18 protein-coding genes are annotated in these 16,692 nt (G+C 69.3%); 13 read left to right on the top strand and 5 right to left on the bottom strand.

Annotated features, from left to right (window positions below; genetic code table 11):
* Positions 1 to 2: 2 nt before the first annotated feature.
* Together metX and metW are read left to right on the top strand one after the other, a co-directional pair.
* Positions 3 to 1,118, top strand: a complete 1,116-nt coding sequence (gene metX / locus CLV29_RS05000; protein WP_133753916.1) for a homoserine O-acetyltransferase MetX — start codon at positions 3 to 5, stop codon at positions 1,116 to 1,118.
* Positions 1,115 to 1,717, top strand: a complete 603-nt coding sequence (metW, locus tag CLV29_RS04995) for a methionine biosynthesis protein MetW (RefSeq protein WP_166649131.1) — start codon at positions 1,115 to 1,117, stop codon at positions 1,715 to 1,717. The genes metX and metW overlap by 4 nt, the downstream gene beginning before the upstream one ends.
* Before the next feature lie 12 nt (positions 1,718 to 1,729).
* Here metW and CLV29_RS04990 read toward each other — a convergent pair whose 3' ends face one another.
* Complete coding sequence (locus tag CLV29_RS04990; RefSeq protein ID WP_133753915.1) at positions 1,730 to 2,170, bottom strand: HNH endonuclease; 441 nt, start codon at positions 2,168 to 2,170, stop codon at positions 1,730 to 1,732.
* 370 nt (positions 2,171 to 2,540) lie between these two features.
* Entirely contained in the window at positions 2,541 to 3,497 is a 957-nt protein-coding gene (locus CLV29_RS04985) for a 5'-3' exonuclease (protein WP_243831731.1), read from the bottom strand.
* A gap of 67 nt (positions 3,498 to 3,564) precedes the next feature.
* Here CLV29_RS04985 and CLV29_RS04980 point away from each other — a divergent pair, with 67 nt between their 5' ends.
* From CLV29_RS04980 to CLV29_RS04965, 4 genes are read left to right on the top strand one after another with little or no spacing between them, the layout of a single operon-like run.
* Positions 3,565 to 4,002 carry an Lrp/AsnC family transcriptional regulator gene (locus CLV29_RS04980; protein ID WP_133753914.1) on the top strand — a complete coding sequence of 146 codons (438 nt, stop codon included), beginning with the start codon at positions 3,565 to 3,567 and terminating at the stop codon, positions 4,000 to 4,002.
* A 46-nt stretch (positions 4,003 to 4,048) separates the two neighbouring features.
* Positions 4,049 to 5,617, top strand: a complete 1,569-nt coding sequence (lnt, locus tag CLV29_RS04975) for an apolipoprotein N-acyltransferase (RefSeq protein WP_133753913.1) — start codon at positions 4,049 to 4,051, stop codon at positions 5,615 to 5,617.
* A 43-nt stretch (positions 5,618 to 5,660) separates the two neighbouring features.
* Complete coding sequence (locus CLV29_RS04970) at positions 5,661 to 6,482, top strand: polyprenol monophosphomannose synthase (protein WP_133753912.1); 822 nt, start codon at positions 5,661 to 5,663, stop codon at positions 6,480 to 6,482.
* Between the two features lie 40 nt (positions 6,483 to 6,522).
* Entirely contained in the window at positions 6,523 to 7,065 is a 543-nt protein-coding gene (locus CLV29_RS04965) for an FxsA family protein (RefSeq protein ID WP_133753911.1), read from the top strand.
* Between the two features lie 224 nt (positions 7,066 to 7,289).
* Here the strand turns inward: CLV29_RS04965 and CLV29_RS04960 are convergent, their stop codons facing one another.
* From CLV29_RS04960 to CLV29_RS04950, 3 genes are all read right to left on the bottom strand, one after another.
* The gene (locus CLV29_RS04960; RefSeq protein WP_133753910.1) at positions 7,290 to 7,673 is read right to left on the bottom strand and encodes an RNA polymerase-binding protein RbpA; all 384 of its coding nucleotides are present in this window, start codon (positions 7,671 to 7,673) and stop codon (positions 7,290 to 7,292) included.
* A 326-nt stretch (positions 7,674 to 7,999) separates the two neighbouring features.
* On the bottom strand, positions 8,000 to 9,328 hold the full coding sequence (locus tag CLV29_RS04955; protein WP_243831730.1) for an MFS transporter: 1,329 nt from the start codon (positions 9,326 to 9,328) through the stop codon (positions 8,000 to 8,002).
* A complete protein-coding gene (locus CLV29_RS04950) occupies positions 9,325 to 10,104 on the bottom strand; it encodes a glycerophosphodiester phosphodiesterase family protein (protein ID WP_133753909.1) in 780 nt (259 codons plus the stop codon). Before CLV29_RS04950 ends, CLV29_RS04955 begins: the two co-directional genes overlap by 4 nt.
* Before the next feature lie 103 nt (positions 10,105 to 10,207).
* On the opposite strand from CLV29_RS04950, the gene pdxY reads away from it, so the two are divergent.
* The 7 genes from pdxY to CLV29_RS04915 all read left to right on the top strand — a co-directional run bounded on the left by pdxY (position 10,208) and on the right by CLV29_RS04915 (position 16,690).
* Positions 10,208 to 11,068: a pyridoxal kinase PdxY gene (pdxY, locus tag CLV29_RS04945; RefSeq protein ID WP_243831729.1), complete on the top strand. Its 861-nt coding sequence runs from the start codon at positions 10,208 to 10,210 to the stop codon at positions 11,066 to 11,068.
* Between the two features lie 91 nt (positions 11,069 to 11,159).
* A complete protein-coding gene (locus CLV29_RS04940) occupies positions 11,160 to 12,065 on the top strand; it encodes a dihydrodipicolinate synthase family protein (protein WP_133753907.1) in 906 nt (301 codons plus the stop codon).
* Positions 12,066 to 12,158: 93 nt separating this feature from the next.
* Positions 12,159 to 13,160 carry a proline racemase family protein gene (locus tag CLV29_RS04935; RefSeq protein WP_133753906.1) on the top strand — a complete coding sequence of 334 codons (1,002 nt, stop codon included), beginning with the start codon at positions 12,159 to 12,161 and terminating at the stop codon, positions 13,158 to 13,160.
* Positions 13,157 to 13,861: a GntR family transcriptional regulator gene (locus CLV29_RS04930; RefSeq protein ID WP_133753905.1), complete on the top strand. Its 705-nt coding sequence runs from the start codon at positions 13,157 to 13,159 to the stop codon at positions 13,859 to 13,861. The genes CLV29_RS04935 and CLV29_RS04930 overlap by 4 nt, the downstream gene beginning before the upstream one ends.
* Positions 13,858 to 15,015, top strand: a complete 1,158-nt coding sequence (locus tag CLV29_RS04925) for an NAD(P)/FAD-dependent oxidoreductase (protein ID WP_133753904.1) — start codon at positions 13,858 to 13,860, stop codon at positions 15,013 to 15,015. The genes CLV29_RS04930 and CLV29_RS04925 overlap by 4 nt, the downstream gene beginning before the upstream one ends.
* Positions 15,012 to 15,278, top strand: coding sequence for a (2Fe-2S)-binding protein (locus CLV29_RS04920; protein ID WP_133753903.1), 267 nt, complete (start codon positions 15,012 to 15,014; stop codon positions 15,276 to 15,278). The genes CLV29_RS04925 and CLV29_RS04920 overlap by 4 nt, the downstream gene beginning before the upstream one ends.
* Complete coding sequence (locus CLV29_RS04915; protein ID WP_133753902.1) at positions 15,275 to 16,690, top strand: FAD-dependent oxidoreductase; 1,416 nt, start codon at positions 15,275 to 15,277, stop codon at positions 16,688 to 16,690. The genes CLV29_RS04920 and CLV29_RS04915 overlap by 4 nt, the downstream gene beginning before the upstream one ends.
* Positions 16,691 to 16,692 lie beyond the last annotated feature (2 nt).

Here is a 16,692-nt window from a genome sequence, read left to right as displayed (position 1 = left end):
GAGTGCCGACGGTCCGCCTCTACGATGCCGACCAGCCGTTGACCCTGGCCAGTGGTCAGCAGCTGGAGCTCGTTGACGTCGCCTACACCACCCACGGCACACTGAACGAGACCGGTGACAACGCCGTCTTCATCTGTCACGCCCTGACCGGTGATGCCCAGGTCATCGGGCCCCGCACCGATGGCCGGCCCGGCTGGTGGGAGACCATGGTCGGGCCGGGCAAACCGATCGACACCGACCGCTACTTCGTGATCTGCCCGAACCTGCTCGGCGGTTGCCAGGGGACCACCGGTCCGTCCTGTGCCCGCGAGGACGGTGGCGAGATCTGGGGGCTGGACTTCCCGCTGCTGCAGATGGCCGATTTCGTCACCGTCCACCGGGCCCTGGCCGCCCATCTCGGGGTACGCAGACTGCACGCCGCCGTCGGTGGTTCACTCGGCGGGATGCAGGTGCTGCAGTGGGCGCTGGACCATCCCCAGGATCTGCGGCATGCGGTGATCATCGCCGCCTCCAGCCGGCTGACCGCACAGAACATCGCCTTCTCCGCGGTCGCCCGGGAGGCGATCCTGCGCGATCCCGGCTTCGCCAGCGGACGGTACGGGGAGACCGGCAGCGTACCCTCGACCGGTCTGTCCATCGCCCGGATGATGGCGCACATCACCTACCTGTCGGAGGAGGCGATGTCGGAGAAGTTCGGTCGCCGGTTCCAGAGCCCGGGGCGCACCGGCGGTGGCTTCGGCATCGACTTCGCCGTCGAGTCCTACCTGGCCCACCAGGCGACCAGCTTCCTGAATCGCTTCGACGCCTTGTCCTATCTCTACCTGTCCCGGGTGATGGACTACTTCGACCCCTTCGCCACCGAAGGGGTGGCCGCCCGGGCCGCCGAGGTCGGTACGGACTTCTGCGTCATCTCCTTCGACTCCGACTGGCGCTTCGACACCGGGCACTCACTGCGGATCGTCGACCAGTTGCTCGACAGCGGTGCCTCGGTCACCTTCCGGGAGATCCCCTCACCGTGGGGACATGACTCCTTCCTGCTCGATGTCGACCGCTACCAGGACACCGTCCGGGCCTTCCTCAGCCATCACGGGCCCGAAGAGGACGGGGGAGGGGTATGAACCACATCGGTCTGCGCCAGGACCTGCAACTGCTGGCCGAACTGGTCCCCAACGACTCCCGGGTGCTCGACCTCGGCTGCGGCCCGGGTGACCTGCTGGTGCACCTGCGGGACCATCACGGCTGCCGGATCACCGGTGTGGAGATCGATCCGGACGCGGTGCTGCAGGCGATCTGGGCCGGCGTACCGGTGCTGGAGCGTGACGTGGATGATCATGTCGGTCACTTCGGCACCGACTCCTACGATGTGGTGATCCTGTCCAAGACCCTGCAGGTGATCGGGCAACCGGCCGAGGTGCTGGGGCAGATGAGCCGGATCGCGCCGACCATGATCGTCTCGGTGCCGAACTTCGGCCTCTGGCGGCACCGTCTGCGGCTGCTCCGCGGCCGGATGCCGATGTCGCGGGAACTGCCCTACGCGTGGTACAACACGCCCAACATCCACCACGCGACGATCGTCGACCTGGAGGACTTCTTCGCCGATGTCGGGTTGCGGATCAAACGCCGGATCATCCTCGACGAACAGGGACGCCAACGCGACTGGTCGACCAAGGTGGCCAACCTGCGCGCCGGCTCGGCAGTCTACGAACTGACCCGCTGACCCCCGTCGGGATCAGCGGACCAGCGAAGCCCGGGTCGGTACGGTCGCCTTCCAGGCCAGGCTCATCCCGGCCTCCCGCGGTGTCCGGTTCGCCTTCCGGGCATTGCATGGACCGCAGGCCGCCACGGTGTTCAACCAGGTGTTCTGGCCGCCGCGCGAGACCGGTTGCAGGTGGTCGACGGTCGAGGCGTGGGCACCGCAGTAGGCACAGCGGTGCCGGTCCCGGCGCAACACCCCACGCTTGGTCCACCCCGGGGCCCGGGAATAGAGGAAGGCCGTCTTCACGTACCGGACCAGCCGTAGCACCAGCGGCCACGGGTACGGTCCGATCACCGCCCCCTCGCGGGCCTGTTCGACGATCGCGACCTCGCGGACCAGCATCCCGATCGCATGCTTCACCGACACCGTGTGCAATGCGGTGTTGTCGGCGTTCAGAACCAGCACACCACTCATCACCGAGACCTCCTCCAACGCGGTCGGGGATGCCGGCAGCGGCCGGCGTGCATCCGGGCAACATCCACCCGGGCAACAAAAAACCGCCCGGCACGAGGCGCGGGCGGCAGATCGGCAGAAAGGACACCGATCGGGGTCCTCCTGGGGCGGACAGGTATCCGCACACGCATTCCACGCGGGGTCAGTTCCTCGGCATGTCCGAGATTCCTCGGTCCGCCGTTCCCGATCCGTCGGTCCATGGGTGCACCCCCTTCCGCCTGCGCGCCGCCGATGGCGGACGTGGTCAACATGTCCGACCTCGGTGGCCGGACAGGAACAGGGTAATGAGCGCAGCGCCAATTGTCAGTGAATTTGCGGGCGGCTCGCCGGTTCAGTCAGCCGTGGCGCCCAGCGCGGTACGGATCCGATCGGCTGAACTGCCCAGGCCCCAGCGTTCGGCCAGGGCGTCGAAGGCCGCCCCCGGAGGGCCGGGCAGCGGCGGAGGTGCCGGCAGCTGCAGGTCGCGGGCCACCCGTACCACCTCCCCGGCGACGCCGAGATAGTCGATCGCCGCGGCGAACTTGCGCCGGGTGGCGGTGGTCAATGCACTGTCCGGATCGGAGGCGGCGGCCAGGATGCCGTTCAGGTCGCCGTAGGTGCTGAGCAGACTCGCCGCGGTCTTCTCCCCGATCCCGCTCACCCCGGGGATGCCGTCGGAGGGGTCACCGCGCAGGCTGGCGAAATCGGCGTACTGGGAGGCGCTGATGCCGTACTTGTCGCGGATCCAAGCCTCGTCGACCATGGCGAGTCGACTCATTCCCCGGGCGGTGTAGATCACCCGGATGCCCTCGGCATCATCGACCAGCTGGAACAGGTCCCGGTCCCCGGTGACCACGTCGACCGGCCGGTCCGCCTGGCTGGCCAGACTGCCGATCACGTCATCGGCCTCATACCCGTCCACCCCCTGAATCGGGATCTGCAGGGACTGCAGCACCTCGGCGATCACCGGCACCTGCGGACCGAGTTCGTCCGGTGCTTCCTCGGCCTGACCCGACTCCGCACCGGTGCCGCCGGCACCGATGATGTCGGCCACCGCGGAGGCATCCTCGGCCACCCGATGGGTCTTGTAGCTGGGGAGCAGGTCGACCCGCCAGCCGGGCCGCCAGTCGTTGTCCCAGCAGCAGACCAGACTGCTCGGGCGCTGATCGGTGATCAACCGGGCCAGGAAGTCGAGCAGGCCACGGACGGCGTTGACCGGTTCGCCCTCGGGTGAGCGCAAGGTGGAGGGCAGGCCGTAGAAGGCCCGGAAGTACAGCGAGGCGGTGTCGACCAGCATCAGCGAGTTCATCGAGGCCGATTGAACCACGGATCGGATCTGCGCGACCCGTGGTGGTGATTGCTGCAAAGATGGCCGGATGGAGGAAACCGACCGGAAGATCCTTGCGCTGTTGGCCGCCGACGGCCGGATGTCCTACACCGACATCGGCAAGCACACCGGACTGTCGACCTCTGCGGCCCAGCAGCGGGTCCGCCGGCTGGAGCAACGCGGGGTGATCACCGGCTATCACGCCCGGATCGACCCGGCCGCACTGGACCGTACCCTCACCGCGTTCATCGCGATCCGGCCACTGAATCCCAGCCTGCACGACGATCTGCCCGAACGGATGTCTCCGATACCGGAGATCGTCTCCTGCTACTCCGTCGCCGGCGACTCGAGCTATCTGTTGAAGGTGCAGGTCGAGCACCCGCTGGCCCTGGAAGGTCTGCTGGCCCGGATCCGGACCGAACTGGCGGTGGCGACCCTGACCACCTTGGTGCTGTCGGTGCCGTTCGAGGACCGGGTGGTGCTCTGAGCCCGTCGCGGTGAGGTGAACCCGTCGGTTGACCTACTCTTGGCCCGTGCTGCTCAGCCCACCTGCCGAAACCACGACCTCACGTCCGGCGACCAACTGGCGGCGCGTCGGTGTCGCCCTGCTCGCCGGGCTGGCGGTCGGGTTCGGTTTCGAACCGTTCGCCCTGTGGCCGCTGCTGCTGCTCGGGGTCGCCGCCTTGAGCCTGCTGTGTCGCGGCAGGCGACCGCGCCAGGGTTTCGCCATCGGTTATGTCTTCGGCCTCGGCATGTTGACCGTCAGCATCGGCTGGGTGCAGGTGATCGCGGTCCCGGTGGCGATCGCGCTGGTCGCCTTCGAGTCGCTGTTCTTCGGGCTGCTCGGTATCGGCCTGGCCCTGGCCAGTCGGCTTCGCTGGTGGCCGTTGTGGTCGGCTGCGGTGTGGACCACCTGCGAGTTCGCCTACTCCCGGATCCCCTTCGACGGTTTCGGCTGGAGCCGGTTGGGCTACGCCATGGTCGACACCCCGCTCGCCGGCACCCTGGCCTTCGTCGGCGTCAGCGGGCTCAGCTTCCTCACCGCACTGGCAGCCCAGGGGCTGGCGGCGGCGGTCCTGGCCTGGCCGCGGGGTGATCGGCGGCGGATCGTGGCGACCGGGGTGGGATTGACCACCCTGGCCATCGTGATCGGTCTGGCGGCCCGGGCCTGGCAACCCGAACCCGAAGCCGGTACGGCAGGTTCGGTGCAGGTCGGCATCGTGCAGGGCAATGTCGACGGCGTCGGCCTCTATGCCATCGGCCGGGCCAGGGCGGTGACCAACAACCACCTCAGCGAGACCGTCGGTCTGATGGCGAAGGTGAACAGCGGTCAGGGACTGGCCAGGCCCGACTTCCTGCTCTGGCCGGAGAACTCCACCGACATCGATCCCACCCGTGATCCGCAGACCAGGCTGACGGTGCAGAATGCCGTCGCCGTGGCCGCCGTACCGATCCTGGTCGGTGCGGTGATGCAGGGACCGGGGGAGGACGAGCGGCAGACCAGTGCCCTGTGGTGGACCCCCGACGGCAGCATCGAGGCCCGTACCGACAAGCAGAACCTGGTGCCGTTCGGTGAGTACATCCCCTTCCGCGACCAGCTTCTGCCGCTGATCCCGATGCTCGAACTGGTCGGCTCCCAAGGCGTACCCGGCACCGGACCGGGGGTGCTGGACGTCACCTTGAACGACGGGCGGCAGGTACGGATCGGCAACGTGATCTGTTTCGAACTGGCCTATGACGACACCGTCGCCGCCGCCACCGACAGCAGCCAGCTGTTCGTGGTGCAGTCCAACAACGCCACCTATCTCGGCACCGGACAGCTCGACCAGCAGTTCGCCATCACCCGGGCCCGGGCGATGGAGACCCGCCGGGAGGTGGCGATCGCCACCACCAACGCGCTGTCCGGATTCGTCGACCGCAACGGCACCATCGTCTGGTCCACCAAGGCCGGTACCTCGGACTCGACGGTGGTGGAAATGCCGCTGCGGACGGCCAGGACCCCGGCCATGGTGATCGGCAGCCAGCTCAGCTGGGCTCTGGCCGGACTCGGACTGCTCGGGGTCGGCATGGCGCTGCTGAGCCGCAGGCGTGCCAGCAAGTAGCATCGCCGCAGTACGCACGACCAACCAGCGAGGATCCTCACCCTTGTCCGCAGAACACCCCACGGCATCCGAACCGGGCACCGCCACGCCCTTGGTGGTCGTCCCGACCTACAACGAGGCGGAGAACATTGCCTCCCTGGTCGCTCGGCTGCGCTCGGCGGTACCGGCGGCGCACGTGCTGATCGCCGACGACAACTCACCCGACGGCACCGGCCGGCTGGCCGACGAACTGGCCGCCGCGGATCCGCAGGTGCACGTCCTGCACCGGGCCGGCAAGGAAGGGCTCGGCGCTGCCTACCTGGCCGGTTTCGACTGGGCGCTGCAGCGCGGGTACGGCGTGATCGTCCAGTGCGATGCCGACGGCTCCCACCAGCCCGAGCAACTGCCGCGGCTGCTGAACGCGCTGGACCACGCCGACATGGTGAAGGGCTCGCGCTGGGTGCCGGGTGGCGAACTGGTGAACTGGCCGGCCTCGCGGGAGATCCTCTCCCGCGGCGCGAGCATCTGGGTACGCCTGTGGCTCGGCATCGATGTCAAGGACGCCACCGGTGGTTACAACGCGTTCCGCGCCGACACCCTGCGGGCGATCCAGCTCGATGATGTCGCCTCGGCCGGTTACTGCTTCCAGGTCGACCTCACCTGGCGGACTCTGCGCAGCGGGTTCCGGGTGGTGGAGGTCCCGATCACCTTCGTCGAGCGCGAACACGGTGCCTCGAAGATGAGCAAGGACATCGTCGTCGAGGCCATGCTGCGGACGGCCTGGTGGGGGATCAACCACCGGCTCGGGCAGCTGCGACAGCTTGGCCGCCGGCTGGCCGGACGTACTCGGCGGGCATCGGTCTCCTCCCGCTCCGGCGGTCGCTGAACCGCCTCACCGAGTTGGCCCGATCGGGCAGACTTGACCCATGAGCAGTGACGGGACGATGCCCCGACGACCGGCCGGGCAGGGCCTCGGCTTCAAGGGCCGGTTGGTCCTGGCCCTGTTCCTGCTGCTGCCCTTGTTGGAGATCCTGGTCCTGGTCCAGGTGGTGCGCTGGATCGGCTGGTGGACCCTGCTGGTGCTGATCGTGGGTGCCCTGCTCGGCAGCTGGCTGACCCGGCGGGAGGGCGGCAAGACCTGGGAGCGTCTGGCCGAGGCCTCGGCCGCCGGTCGTACCCCAACCACCGAACTGCTCGACAGCGGCCTGGTGATGCTGGGCGGGATCGCCCTGATCGTCCCCGGTCTGATCACCGACGTGATCGCCCTGATCCTGCTGCTGCCGTTCACCCGGCCTCTGCCGAGGCGCCTGCTGTCGCGCTGTCTGCGGCGTCGGTTCGGTGGCCTGACCGATCAGTTCCAGACCCAGCGCGGTCGGATGGGCGGCACGGTGATCGACGGCGAGGTGGTCGAGGGTGACGTGGTCTCCGGTGATGTCGTCGATCCCGAGCACCGTCGGCTCGAGCCCTAGCGATCCCCTGAGCGCCGTCCGATCGCGACTACCGGGCTCGGAGGTGAAGACAGGTCACCGAGGACCAGCTGCCGGTGATCATCAGCGAACCGGGCCCGAACATGCAACCCCGGACATGCAACCCCGGACATGCAACAGGGACCGTGCCCCATCGGGCTCGGTCCCTGTTCTCGTCGCTGTCCGAGCCGCTGCCCCGGTCACGTCGGGGCCTTCGCGCTACGCGCTCAGGCGCTGCGGCGACGGGTGGTCTGCGGCTTGTGGATCTCCATCGGACGCAGTTCGCCGGCCCGGAGCAGGGTCAACCGCTCGCTGAGGAGTTCCTCCAGCTCGGCGATCGAACGGCGTTCCAGCAGCATGTCCCAGTGGGTACGTACCGGCTTGGTCTCCTTCGCCTCACCCCGGACGCCGTCGGATCGGAGGCTCTCGGCACCGCAGCGGGGGCACTCCCACTCGGTGGGCAGTTCGGCCTCCACAGCGAAGGTCTTGGTGAAGTGGTGGCCGCGCGGGCAGTCGAAGCCGAGCTCCTGGCGAGCGGCGAACTCGACGCCACCCTCGTCCTCGAAGCTCTTGCTGCCCAGGCCCGTACCACGCAATGAACGATCGGCCATCATGTCTCCTCGGGTCGTGGACTCATCGTTGTCAACGTCGGGCGGCGGGAAAATGTTCCCGGTGAAAGCTGCTCCCATCGTGGCACGCGCGACGCCCCGGCGGTGGGATCCGGGGGCTTTTCCCCAGATACAGCCGAGTTTTCCAGCCTCTCCGGCTCCCAGCCCGCCGACTCCCAGGCCCTCGGCGCTTGGAGCGAAACGGTGTCGCCCGTCCCATCTATTCCGCAGGAAACGCAGCCAAACCGGCCTCATAGCTGCAGATGCTGCGGAACAGACGCAATCGGGGGGCGCGTGACGCCTGTGGGGGTCAGTGCGCGCAGCGACGCTCAGTCGGCGATCGCGGGGGTTTCCTCGGGGCGGTTCGGCAGCCGCCACAGGATCGCCGCACCGACCACCAGCAGCAGGATGATCCCGAGGATGCCGAAGCGTTCGGAGGCGATGGCGGCGATCAGCGCGAAGAGCCCGGGGCCGAGCAGGGAGACCGCCCGACCGCTGGTGGCGTAGAGACCGAACATCTCACCCTCGGCGCTGCGCGGTGCGATCTGGGCCAGGTAGGACCGGGAGGAGGCCTGAGCGGGCCCGACCGAGATGCAGAGGATCAACCCGAAGATCCAGAACATGGTCGGTCCGGCGGCGAACAGCAGCACCGTCGCGGAGGCGACCAGTATCCCCAAGGCGATCAGGATCACCCGTTTCGTACCGACCCGGTCCTCGATCCACCCGCCGGCCAGTGCCGCCACCCCGGCGACCACATTGGCGACGATGCCGAAGATCAGCACATCGGCCTCGGAGAGCCCGTAGATGCTCACGGCCAGCACGGCACCGAGTGTGAACACCGAGGCCAGACCGTCGCGATAGATCGCCGCGGCCAGCAGGAACCAGACCGCGCGCCGATCCGAGCGCCACAACCGTCGCAGGTCGGCGAACAGTTTGCGGTAGGAATCGAGCAGCCCGAGCGCCCGAGCACCCGCCGGCGGAGTGTTCCGCTCGATCGTCAACAGCAGCGGCAGACCGAAGATCGCGAACCAGCCGGCGGCGAGCAGGGCGACCATCCGGTAGCGCTGACCGTCCACCGAGGTGACACCGAACCAGCCGACATCGGGGGCGATCAGGCCGAAGTAGAGCAGCGCCAGCAACACGATGCCGCCGAAGTAGCCGGCGGCCCAACCGATCCCGGAGATCCGGCCGACGTTCTCGGGGGTGGAGATCTGGCCGATCATGGCGAAGTAGTTGACCTCCGCCAGTTCGAAGAACAGGTTGCCGACGCCGAGCAGGACCAGCGCCAGCAGCAGATGGTCCGGGGTGTCCTCGACCAGGTAGAGCGCCGCCATCGACAGCCAGGTGAGTCCGGACCAGATGGCCACACTGCGTCTCCGCGTACCGCGGGCATCCGAACGCTGGCCCATCAGCGGAGCAATCAGTGCGACCACCAGACCGGTGACCGCCATCGCCCGGGCGATGTACTCGCTTCCGCTGATCGGGCCGTCGGCCGGTGCGACCGAGGAGGCCACGTAGGGGGCGAAGACGAAGGTGACGATGACGGCGTTGAAGGCTGCCGATCCCCAGTCCCACAGGGCCCAGGTGGCGATCTTGTACTTCGGCACCGGACGGTCGCCCACGGGTTGGTGTGCCGTCGGCGTGGGGTCGGGGCTCACCACAGACCGCGTTCGGTCAGGACCTCGCGAAGGACGTCGATCCGGTCGGTGATGATGCCGTCGATGCCCAGATCGATCAGCCCATGCATCTGCTCGGAGTCGTTGATCGTCCAGGCGTGCACCGGTCTGCCGAGCGCATGGGCCCGCTCGAGGAACCGACGGTTGATCACCGGGACCCGCAGCGGCCCGACCCGATGGGTCACCGGGACCTGGAAGACGTCCCCGCCGATGCCGCGGCCCAGCCGTACGCTCGGACTGCCGATCACCGCTGCGACGGCCGACTGGGTGCAGACGGTGGCGATCCGACCACCGGTCAACCGCCGGAACCGGCGCAACCGGTTGTCGTCGAAGGAGACCACGCACACCCGGTCCTCGGCGCGGTGACGATGAACGGCCCCGGCCACCAGCTCAGTGGCGTTCTCGCTCTTCAGGTCGATGTTCACCGTGGCGTCGAAGCTGTCCAGTACCTCGTCCAGGGTCGGGATCGGTTCGGTGCCACCGATCCGGGCCTGCCGCACCTCGCTCCAGGGCAGCGCGGTGAGAGTGCCGGAGGAGTCGGTGGTACGGTCCAACGTCGCGTCGTGGAAGGTGACCAGCACCCCGTCACGGGTCGCCTGCACATCGGTCTCCAGACACCGATAACCCCATTCGATCGCGTTGCCGAATGCGAGCATCGAGTTCTCCCGCCCGCGACTGGCCGGCAGACCCGGGCCGCCGCGGTGGGCCAGTGCGGCGAAACCGGGATAGATTCGACGGACCCCGGACCGATCGGTCATCACAGCCCGGATTGTGCCACCCCGGGCACCTGGTCGAACGCCCACCCGGCCACGGGGGAGAACATCACCACGCAGCGGCGTCGGCGCTGGCACAATGCAGCGGGTGACCACCATCTTGTCGATCCAGTCGAGTGTCGCCTACGGGCACGTGGGCAACTCCGCGGCCACCTTCCCGCTGATGCGTCGCGGGTACGAGGTGATGCCCGTGATCACCGTGCACTTCTCCAACCACACCGGGTACGGCGCCTGGCGCGGCCCGGTGCTGCAGGCCGCCGACATCGTCGACGTGGTCACCGGGATCGACGAACGCGGGGCACTGGCCCACGTCGACGGGGTCCTCTCGGGGTATCAGGGTGCGGAGGAGACCGGCCAGGCGGTGCTGCAGGCCCTGGCACTGGTACGCCGGCGCAACCCGCGCGCGGAGTACTGCTGTGATCCGGTGATGGGCGATGTCGGCCGCGGCTTCTACGTCCGTCCCGGGATTCCCGAGTTCATGCGCGACACCGTGGTCCCGGCCGCGGACATCGTCACCCCCAACCAGTTCGAGCTGGCCTTCCTCGCCGACACCCCGATCGCGTCGCTGTCCGATGTGCTGACCGCCGCCGATCGGATCCGCGCCCAGGGTCCGGGTCTGGTCCTGGTGACCAGTGTGGAGGTGCCGGAGCTGGCAACCGACGGCCCGGGGGTGTCGATGGTGGCCGTGGACGCGCACGGGGCGTGGGCGGTGACCACGCCGAAGCTGGATCGCAATTTCACCGGGTCGGGTGACCTGACGGCCTCCACGTTCTTCTCCGAGCATCTCTCGGGTGCCGATGCGGCATCGGCCCTGGCCACCACCGCGGCGGTGGTCTACGCCGTTCTCCGGATCACCGACGAGTCCGGACAGGCCGAGCTCGCGCTGGTCGCGGCGCAGGACGCGATCGCCTCGCCACCGGAGCAGTTCGCCGTCCAGAAGCTGCGCTGAGGGAGTCCCTGACAGCCGCTTCCCTTCACCCAGAGAACTATGTACAATGTTACATGTTGCCGATGAGCTCGTGGAACCTCAAGGAGCCCCGATGACCGAAACCCGCAAACCCTGGCACGGAGTACTGGTGGCGACGGCGCTGCCGTACCACGACGATCTGAGTGTCGACTACGACGCCTTCGCCGATCATGTCCGCTGGCTCGCCGCCGCCGGCTGCGACGGCGTCGCCCCGAACGGATCGCTCGGGGAGTACCAGTCGCTGACCGAGGCCGAACGCGCCAAGGTGATCACCACCGCTGTCGAAGCGGCACCGGAGGGCTTCACCGTGATGGCCGGGGTCGGCGCCTACGGCGGTCGGCAGACCGAGTACTGGGCCAAGCAGGCCGCCGATGCCGGCGCCACCGCCCTGATGTGCCTGCCGCCGAATGCCTACCGCGCCACCACCCGCGACGTGATCGATCACTACCGCCACGCCAATTCCGCCGGACTTCCGGTGGTCGGCTACAACAACCCGATCGACACCAAGGTCGACCTGCTGCCGTCACTGATCGCCGAACTCCACGCCGAGGGCCTGATGGTCGGGCTGAAGGAGTTCACCGGCGACGTCCGCCGGGCCTACGAGATCAAGGAACTCGCGCCCGGTATGGATCTGCTGATCGGCACCGACGACACCGTCTTGGAGATGGGGCTGGCCGGGGCCGTCGGCTGGGTCGCCGGCTACCCGAACGCGATCCCCACCTCGACCATCGAGCTGTACCGGCTCTCCACCTCCGGCAACCCCGAGGATCTGTTCGCCGCCCGGGAGATCTACCGCGATCTGCACCCGCTGCTGCGCTGGGACTCCAAGACCGAGTTCGTGCAGGCGATCAAGCTCTCGATGGACATCGTCGGCCTGCGTGGCGGGGTCTGCCGTCCGCCGCGCGGCGCACTCGCCGAGACCGATCGCGCCAAGGTGGTCGCCGACACCGAGGCCGTGCTGGCCAAGGGTTACAAGTAGTCCCAGGTTTCAGGGCTGAACCACAGCAGGCAGCGATAGGATCGGCCGCCGGCGGCAGGTCGGCGGCCGACCCGTCGGCAGGACAGGAGGGTGATGCGTACCTCGCGGATCTTCCACGCGGTGGATTCCCACACCGAAGGGATGCCGACCCGGGTGATCACCGGCGGCGTCGGCACCATTCCCGGCGCCACCATGGCCCAGCGACGGTTGCACTTCATGCAGCACAGCGACTGGATCCGTCGGTTGTTGATGTACGAGCCCCGCGGCCACGCCGCCATGAGCGGCGCGATCCTGCAGCCACCGACCCATCCGGAAGCCGATTTCGGGGTGCTCTTCATCGAGGTCTCCGGAATGTTGCCGATGTGCGGTCACGGCACCATGGGAGTGGCCACCGTGCTGGTCGAGACCGGCATGGTCGAGGTGGTCGAACCCGTCACCACGATCACCCTGGACACCCCTGCCGGTCTGGTACGGGCAGCGGTCGCGGTCCACGACGGCCACGCCGAGCGGGTCACCTTGACCAATGTCGCGTCCTTCGCCCTGCGTACCGACGCCAAGGTCGAGGTCCCCGGTCACGGCACCGTCGGTTACGACCTGGCCTTCGGCGGCAACTTCTACGCCGTGGTCGAACTGGCCGATCTGGGTCTGCCCTTCGACCGCAGCCACAAGGGCGAGCTGCTGGCCGCCGGGTTGTCGATCATGGAGGCGATCAACTCCACCGACCGGCCGGTGCACCCCGAGCGGTCCGACATCAACGGCTGTCACCACGTGTACCTGAACGCCCCGGACTCCACCGCCCGGCACTCCCGGCATGCGATGGCGATCCATCCCGGCTGGTTCGACCGCTCCCCGTGCGGCACCGGGACCAGTGCCCGGATGGCCCAATTGCACGCCCGCGGCGAACTCGGCCTGGACACCGACTTCGTGAACGAGTCGTTCATCGGTTCCCGCTTCCTCGGCCGGTTGGTCGACCGGACCGAGGTGGCCGGTCTGCCGGCGGTGATCCCGACGGTCAGTGGCCGCGCCTGGTTGACCGGCACCGCGCAGTACTTCCTCGACCCCGATGACCCGTTCGCCGAAGGGTTCTTGTTGTGAACGACCACGAAACCAGCATCCGCCCCCTGGAACCGCGCCAGAGTCTGCGGGAGACCGTCACCGAGCGCCTCCGGGCGGCGATCATCTCCGGTGAGATGTCGGAGGGGGAGATGTACTCCGCGCCGGGTCTGGCCGCCCAGCTGGGGGTGTCGGCGACCCCGGTGCGCGAAGCGATGGTCGACCTGTCCGCCGAGGGCATGGTGGAGAGCGTGAAGAACCGCGGCTACCGGGTGACGGTGGTCAGCGACGCCGAGCTGGACGAGCTCGCCCAGTTGCGGGCGATGATCGAGGCACCGGCCGTCCGTCAGGTCGCCGAGGCCGGCCCGCTCGCCGAGCCGGTGCAGCGCGAACTCGCCGGCCACGCCGACGACATCGTCACCGCCGCCCGGGCCGGTGACCTGACCGGCTATCTCGGGGCCGATCGCGCCTTCCATGCGCTGTTGCTCGAGCAGTTCGGCAACCGGCAGCTGGTGCATTTGGCGACCGCGCTGCGCTCGCGTACCCGGATGTACGGTCTGCGGAACCTGGCCGATGAGCAACTCGTCGCCTCCGCCCTGGAGCATCAGCAACTGCTGGACCTGATCCAGGCCGATGAACCGGCCGCCGCCGAGGACCTGCTCCGGCGGCACATCGGTCATGCCCGGGGGCTGTGGGCCGGGACCGCCGCGGCTCCGACCGGTGCGGATGCAGCGAACGGATGAGCACCGCCGATGTGGTGATCATCGGCGCCGGCATCGTCGGTGCCGCCACCGCCTACTTCTGCGCCCGGGCGGGGATGTCGGTACGGGTGCTGGAGCGCGGCGAGGTCGCCTCCGGTACGTCCTCGCACGGGGAGGGCAACATCCTGGTCTCGGACAAGGAGCCGGGCCCCGAGCTCGACCTCGCCCACCATTCGCTGGGCATCTGGCGCGGTGAACTGGCCGAACACGCCCACCGCTGGGAGTTCGAGCCCAAGGGTGGTCTGGTCGTGGCCCGTGGGGTCGGCGGGTACGCCGGTCTGACCACCCTGGTCGAGGAGCAGTGCGCCCACGGCACGCGGGTCGAGCTGGTCGAAGCCGAGGATCTCGCCGACCACGAGCCACACCTGCGGCCCGACCTGGCCGGTGGTGCGTTCTACCCCGACGACTGTCAGGTGCAGCCGATCCTGGCCACCGCCGCACTGCTCCGGCTCGCCCGCGACGCCGGTGCACAGTTGAGCACCCGGACCGAGGTACGGGAGCTGATCGTCGACCGCGACCGGCTGCTGGGGGTACGCACCGAGGCCGGGCCGGTCCATGCCGGTGCGGTGGTCAACGCGGCCGGACCCTGGGCCGCCACGGTGGCCGCCCTGGCCGGGGTGAGCCTGCCGGTCGCGCCGCGCCGCGGGTACGTACTGGTGACCGAACCGCTGCCGCCGATGATCCGGCACAAGGTCTATGCCGCCGAGTATGTCGGCGACGTCGGCAGCGGCGACGGCGCACTGCAGTCCTCACCGGTGATCGAGGGCACCCCGGCCGGTACGGTGCTGATCGGCTCCAGCCGCGAACGGGTCGGGTTCGACGACCGGCCCAGTGATCAGGCCCTGGCCGCCCTGGCCCGCAATGCCACCCAGTTGTTCCCGTTCCTGGCCCGGGTCCGGGCGATCCGCCACTATCACGGTTTCCGGCCCTATCTGCCCGACCATCTGCCGGCGATCGGTGCCGATGCACGACTGCCAGGTCTGTGGCATGCCGGCGGCCACGAGGGTGCGGGGATCGGCCTGTCGGTGGGCACCGGCAAGCTGCTCGCACAGGCGATCACCGGTGCCGAACCCGACCTGTCCTTGCTGCCGTTCGATCCGGCCCGCTTCGACCGGGCGAGCGCGGGGGCAGCATGAGTGGCGACCGGATCCAGCTGATCGTGAACCAGGAGCCCACCCCGGCCCGGGCCGGGCAGAGCGTCGCGGCGGCGTTGCTGGAGGCCGGGTACGTGGCCTGGCGGCGGACCCGCCACGGTGGCCGGCCACGCGGTGCCTTCTGCGGTATCGGGGTCTGTTTCGACTGTCTGGCGACGATCGACGACGTGGCGGCGCGGCGTACCTGTCTGGTGGAGGTCGCCGAAGGGATGCGGGTGCAACTCGACGGGGAGGTCGAACGGTGACCGAGGAGTCGCTGCAGGTGGCCGTCGTCGGGGCCGGGCCGGCCGGGCTGACCGCCGCCGTGGCGGCGGTCGAGCACGGGGCCCGGGTGATCCTGGTCGATGCCGGTGACCAGCCGGGCGGACAGTTCTGGCGGCACCCGAGCGAACGCGTCCGGCACGGCGACGAGGGTGAGCCGGTGAACAGCGGCGCCCACCACTGGGCCGAACATCTGCGGTTGCGCCGCCGACTGGCCGAGTTGCGGGCCGCCGGCCGGGTCGTGGTGCACACCGACACCCAGGTCGCCGCGATCCGGGAGACCGGAACCGGCCTGCTGCTGCACACCCACTCGCCCAGGGATGCCGGGCCGCGCCCGGATCTCACCGCGGATCGGCTGGTGTTGGCCACCGGTGCCTACGACCGCCAACTGCCGATCCCCGGCTGGGACCTGCCCGGTGTCTTCTCCGCCGGCGGGGTGCAGGCCCTGTTGAAGGGCTCCGGCACCGCGCCCGGGCGGAGGCTGGTGATCGCCGGCACCGGGGTGTTCCTGCTGCCGGTGGCCGTCCAGGCCGCAGCCGCCGGGGTCCGGGTGGAGGCTGTCTGCGAGGCCAATCCGATCCGCCGCTGGCTGCCCGGGTTGCATCGGGCGACGCTCGTCTCGAAGGCGGTCGAGGGTGCGGGGTACGCGCTGGCGCTGCTGCGGCACCGGATCCCCTACCGCACCTCGACCGCGATCACCGAGATTCTCGGCACGGACCGGGTGGAGGCAGTGGTGACCTCGAAGCTGCGGGCCGACGGCTCGGCGGTCCCCGGATCGCAGCGCCGGATCGAGACCGACACGGTCGCCCTGGGCTGGGGGTTCACCCCGCAGTTGGAGTTGGGCCTGTCCCTGGGCCTGCAGACCCGTACCGACACCGACGGGTCGCTGGTGCTGGTCGTCGACGACCAGCAGCACACCTCACATCCGCAGATCTGGGCGGCGGGGGAGTCGACCGGGGTCGGCGGGGTGGACCTGGCACTGACCGAGGGCGGGCTCGCCGGCGCGGCAGCAGCGGGTACGCCGCGTCGACCGCCGGCGAAGCTGGCCCGGCAGCGAGGCTTCGCCCGTACCCTGCACCAGGCATCACCGGTCCCCGCCCGCTGGGACCAGTGGTTGCGGCCCGACACCACCGTCTGCCGTTGCGAGGAGATCACCGTCGCCGAGCTGGTGGGTGTCCGCGACGATCTCGCCGCCGGCGACGGCAGGACCGCCAAGGGTTTGTCCCGGGCCGGTATGGGCTGGTGCCAGGGACGGATCTGCGGCTTCGCCGCAGCCTGTCTGACCGAACGCACGCCCACCCCGAGCGCGCGATCCCTGGCTCAGGTCGGCCGGCGCCCGCTGGCCGGCCCGGTCAGCCTGGCCGAACTCGGCGAATGGGACGCGAGCGGGTCCTGAGC

The sequence above is a fragment of the Naumannella halotolerans genome, from assembly GCF_004364645.1.
GTDB lineage: Bacteria > Actinomycetota > Actinomycetes > Propionibacteriales > Propionibacteriaceae > Naumannella > Naumannella halotolerans.
This window is presented reverse-complemented; position numbering and strand designations above follow the sequence as displayed.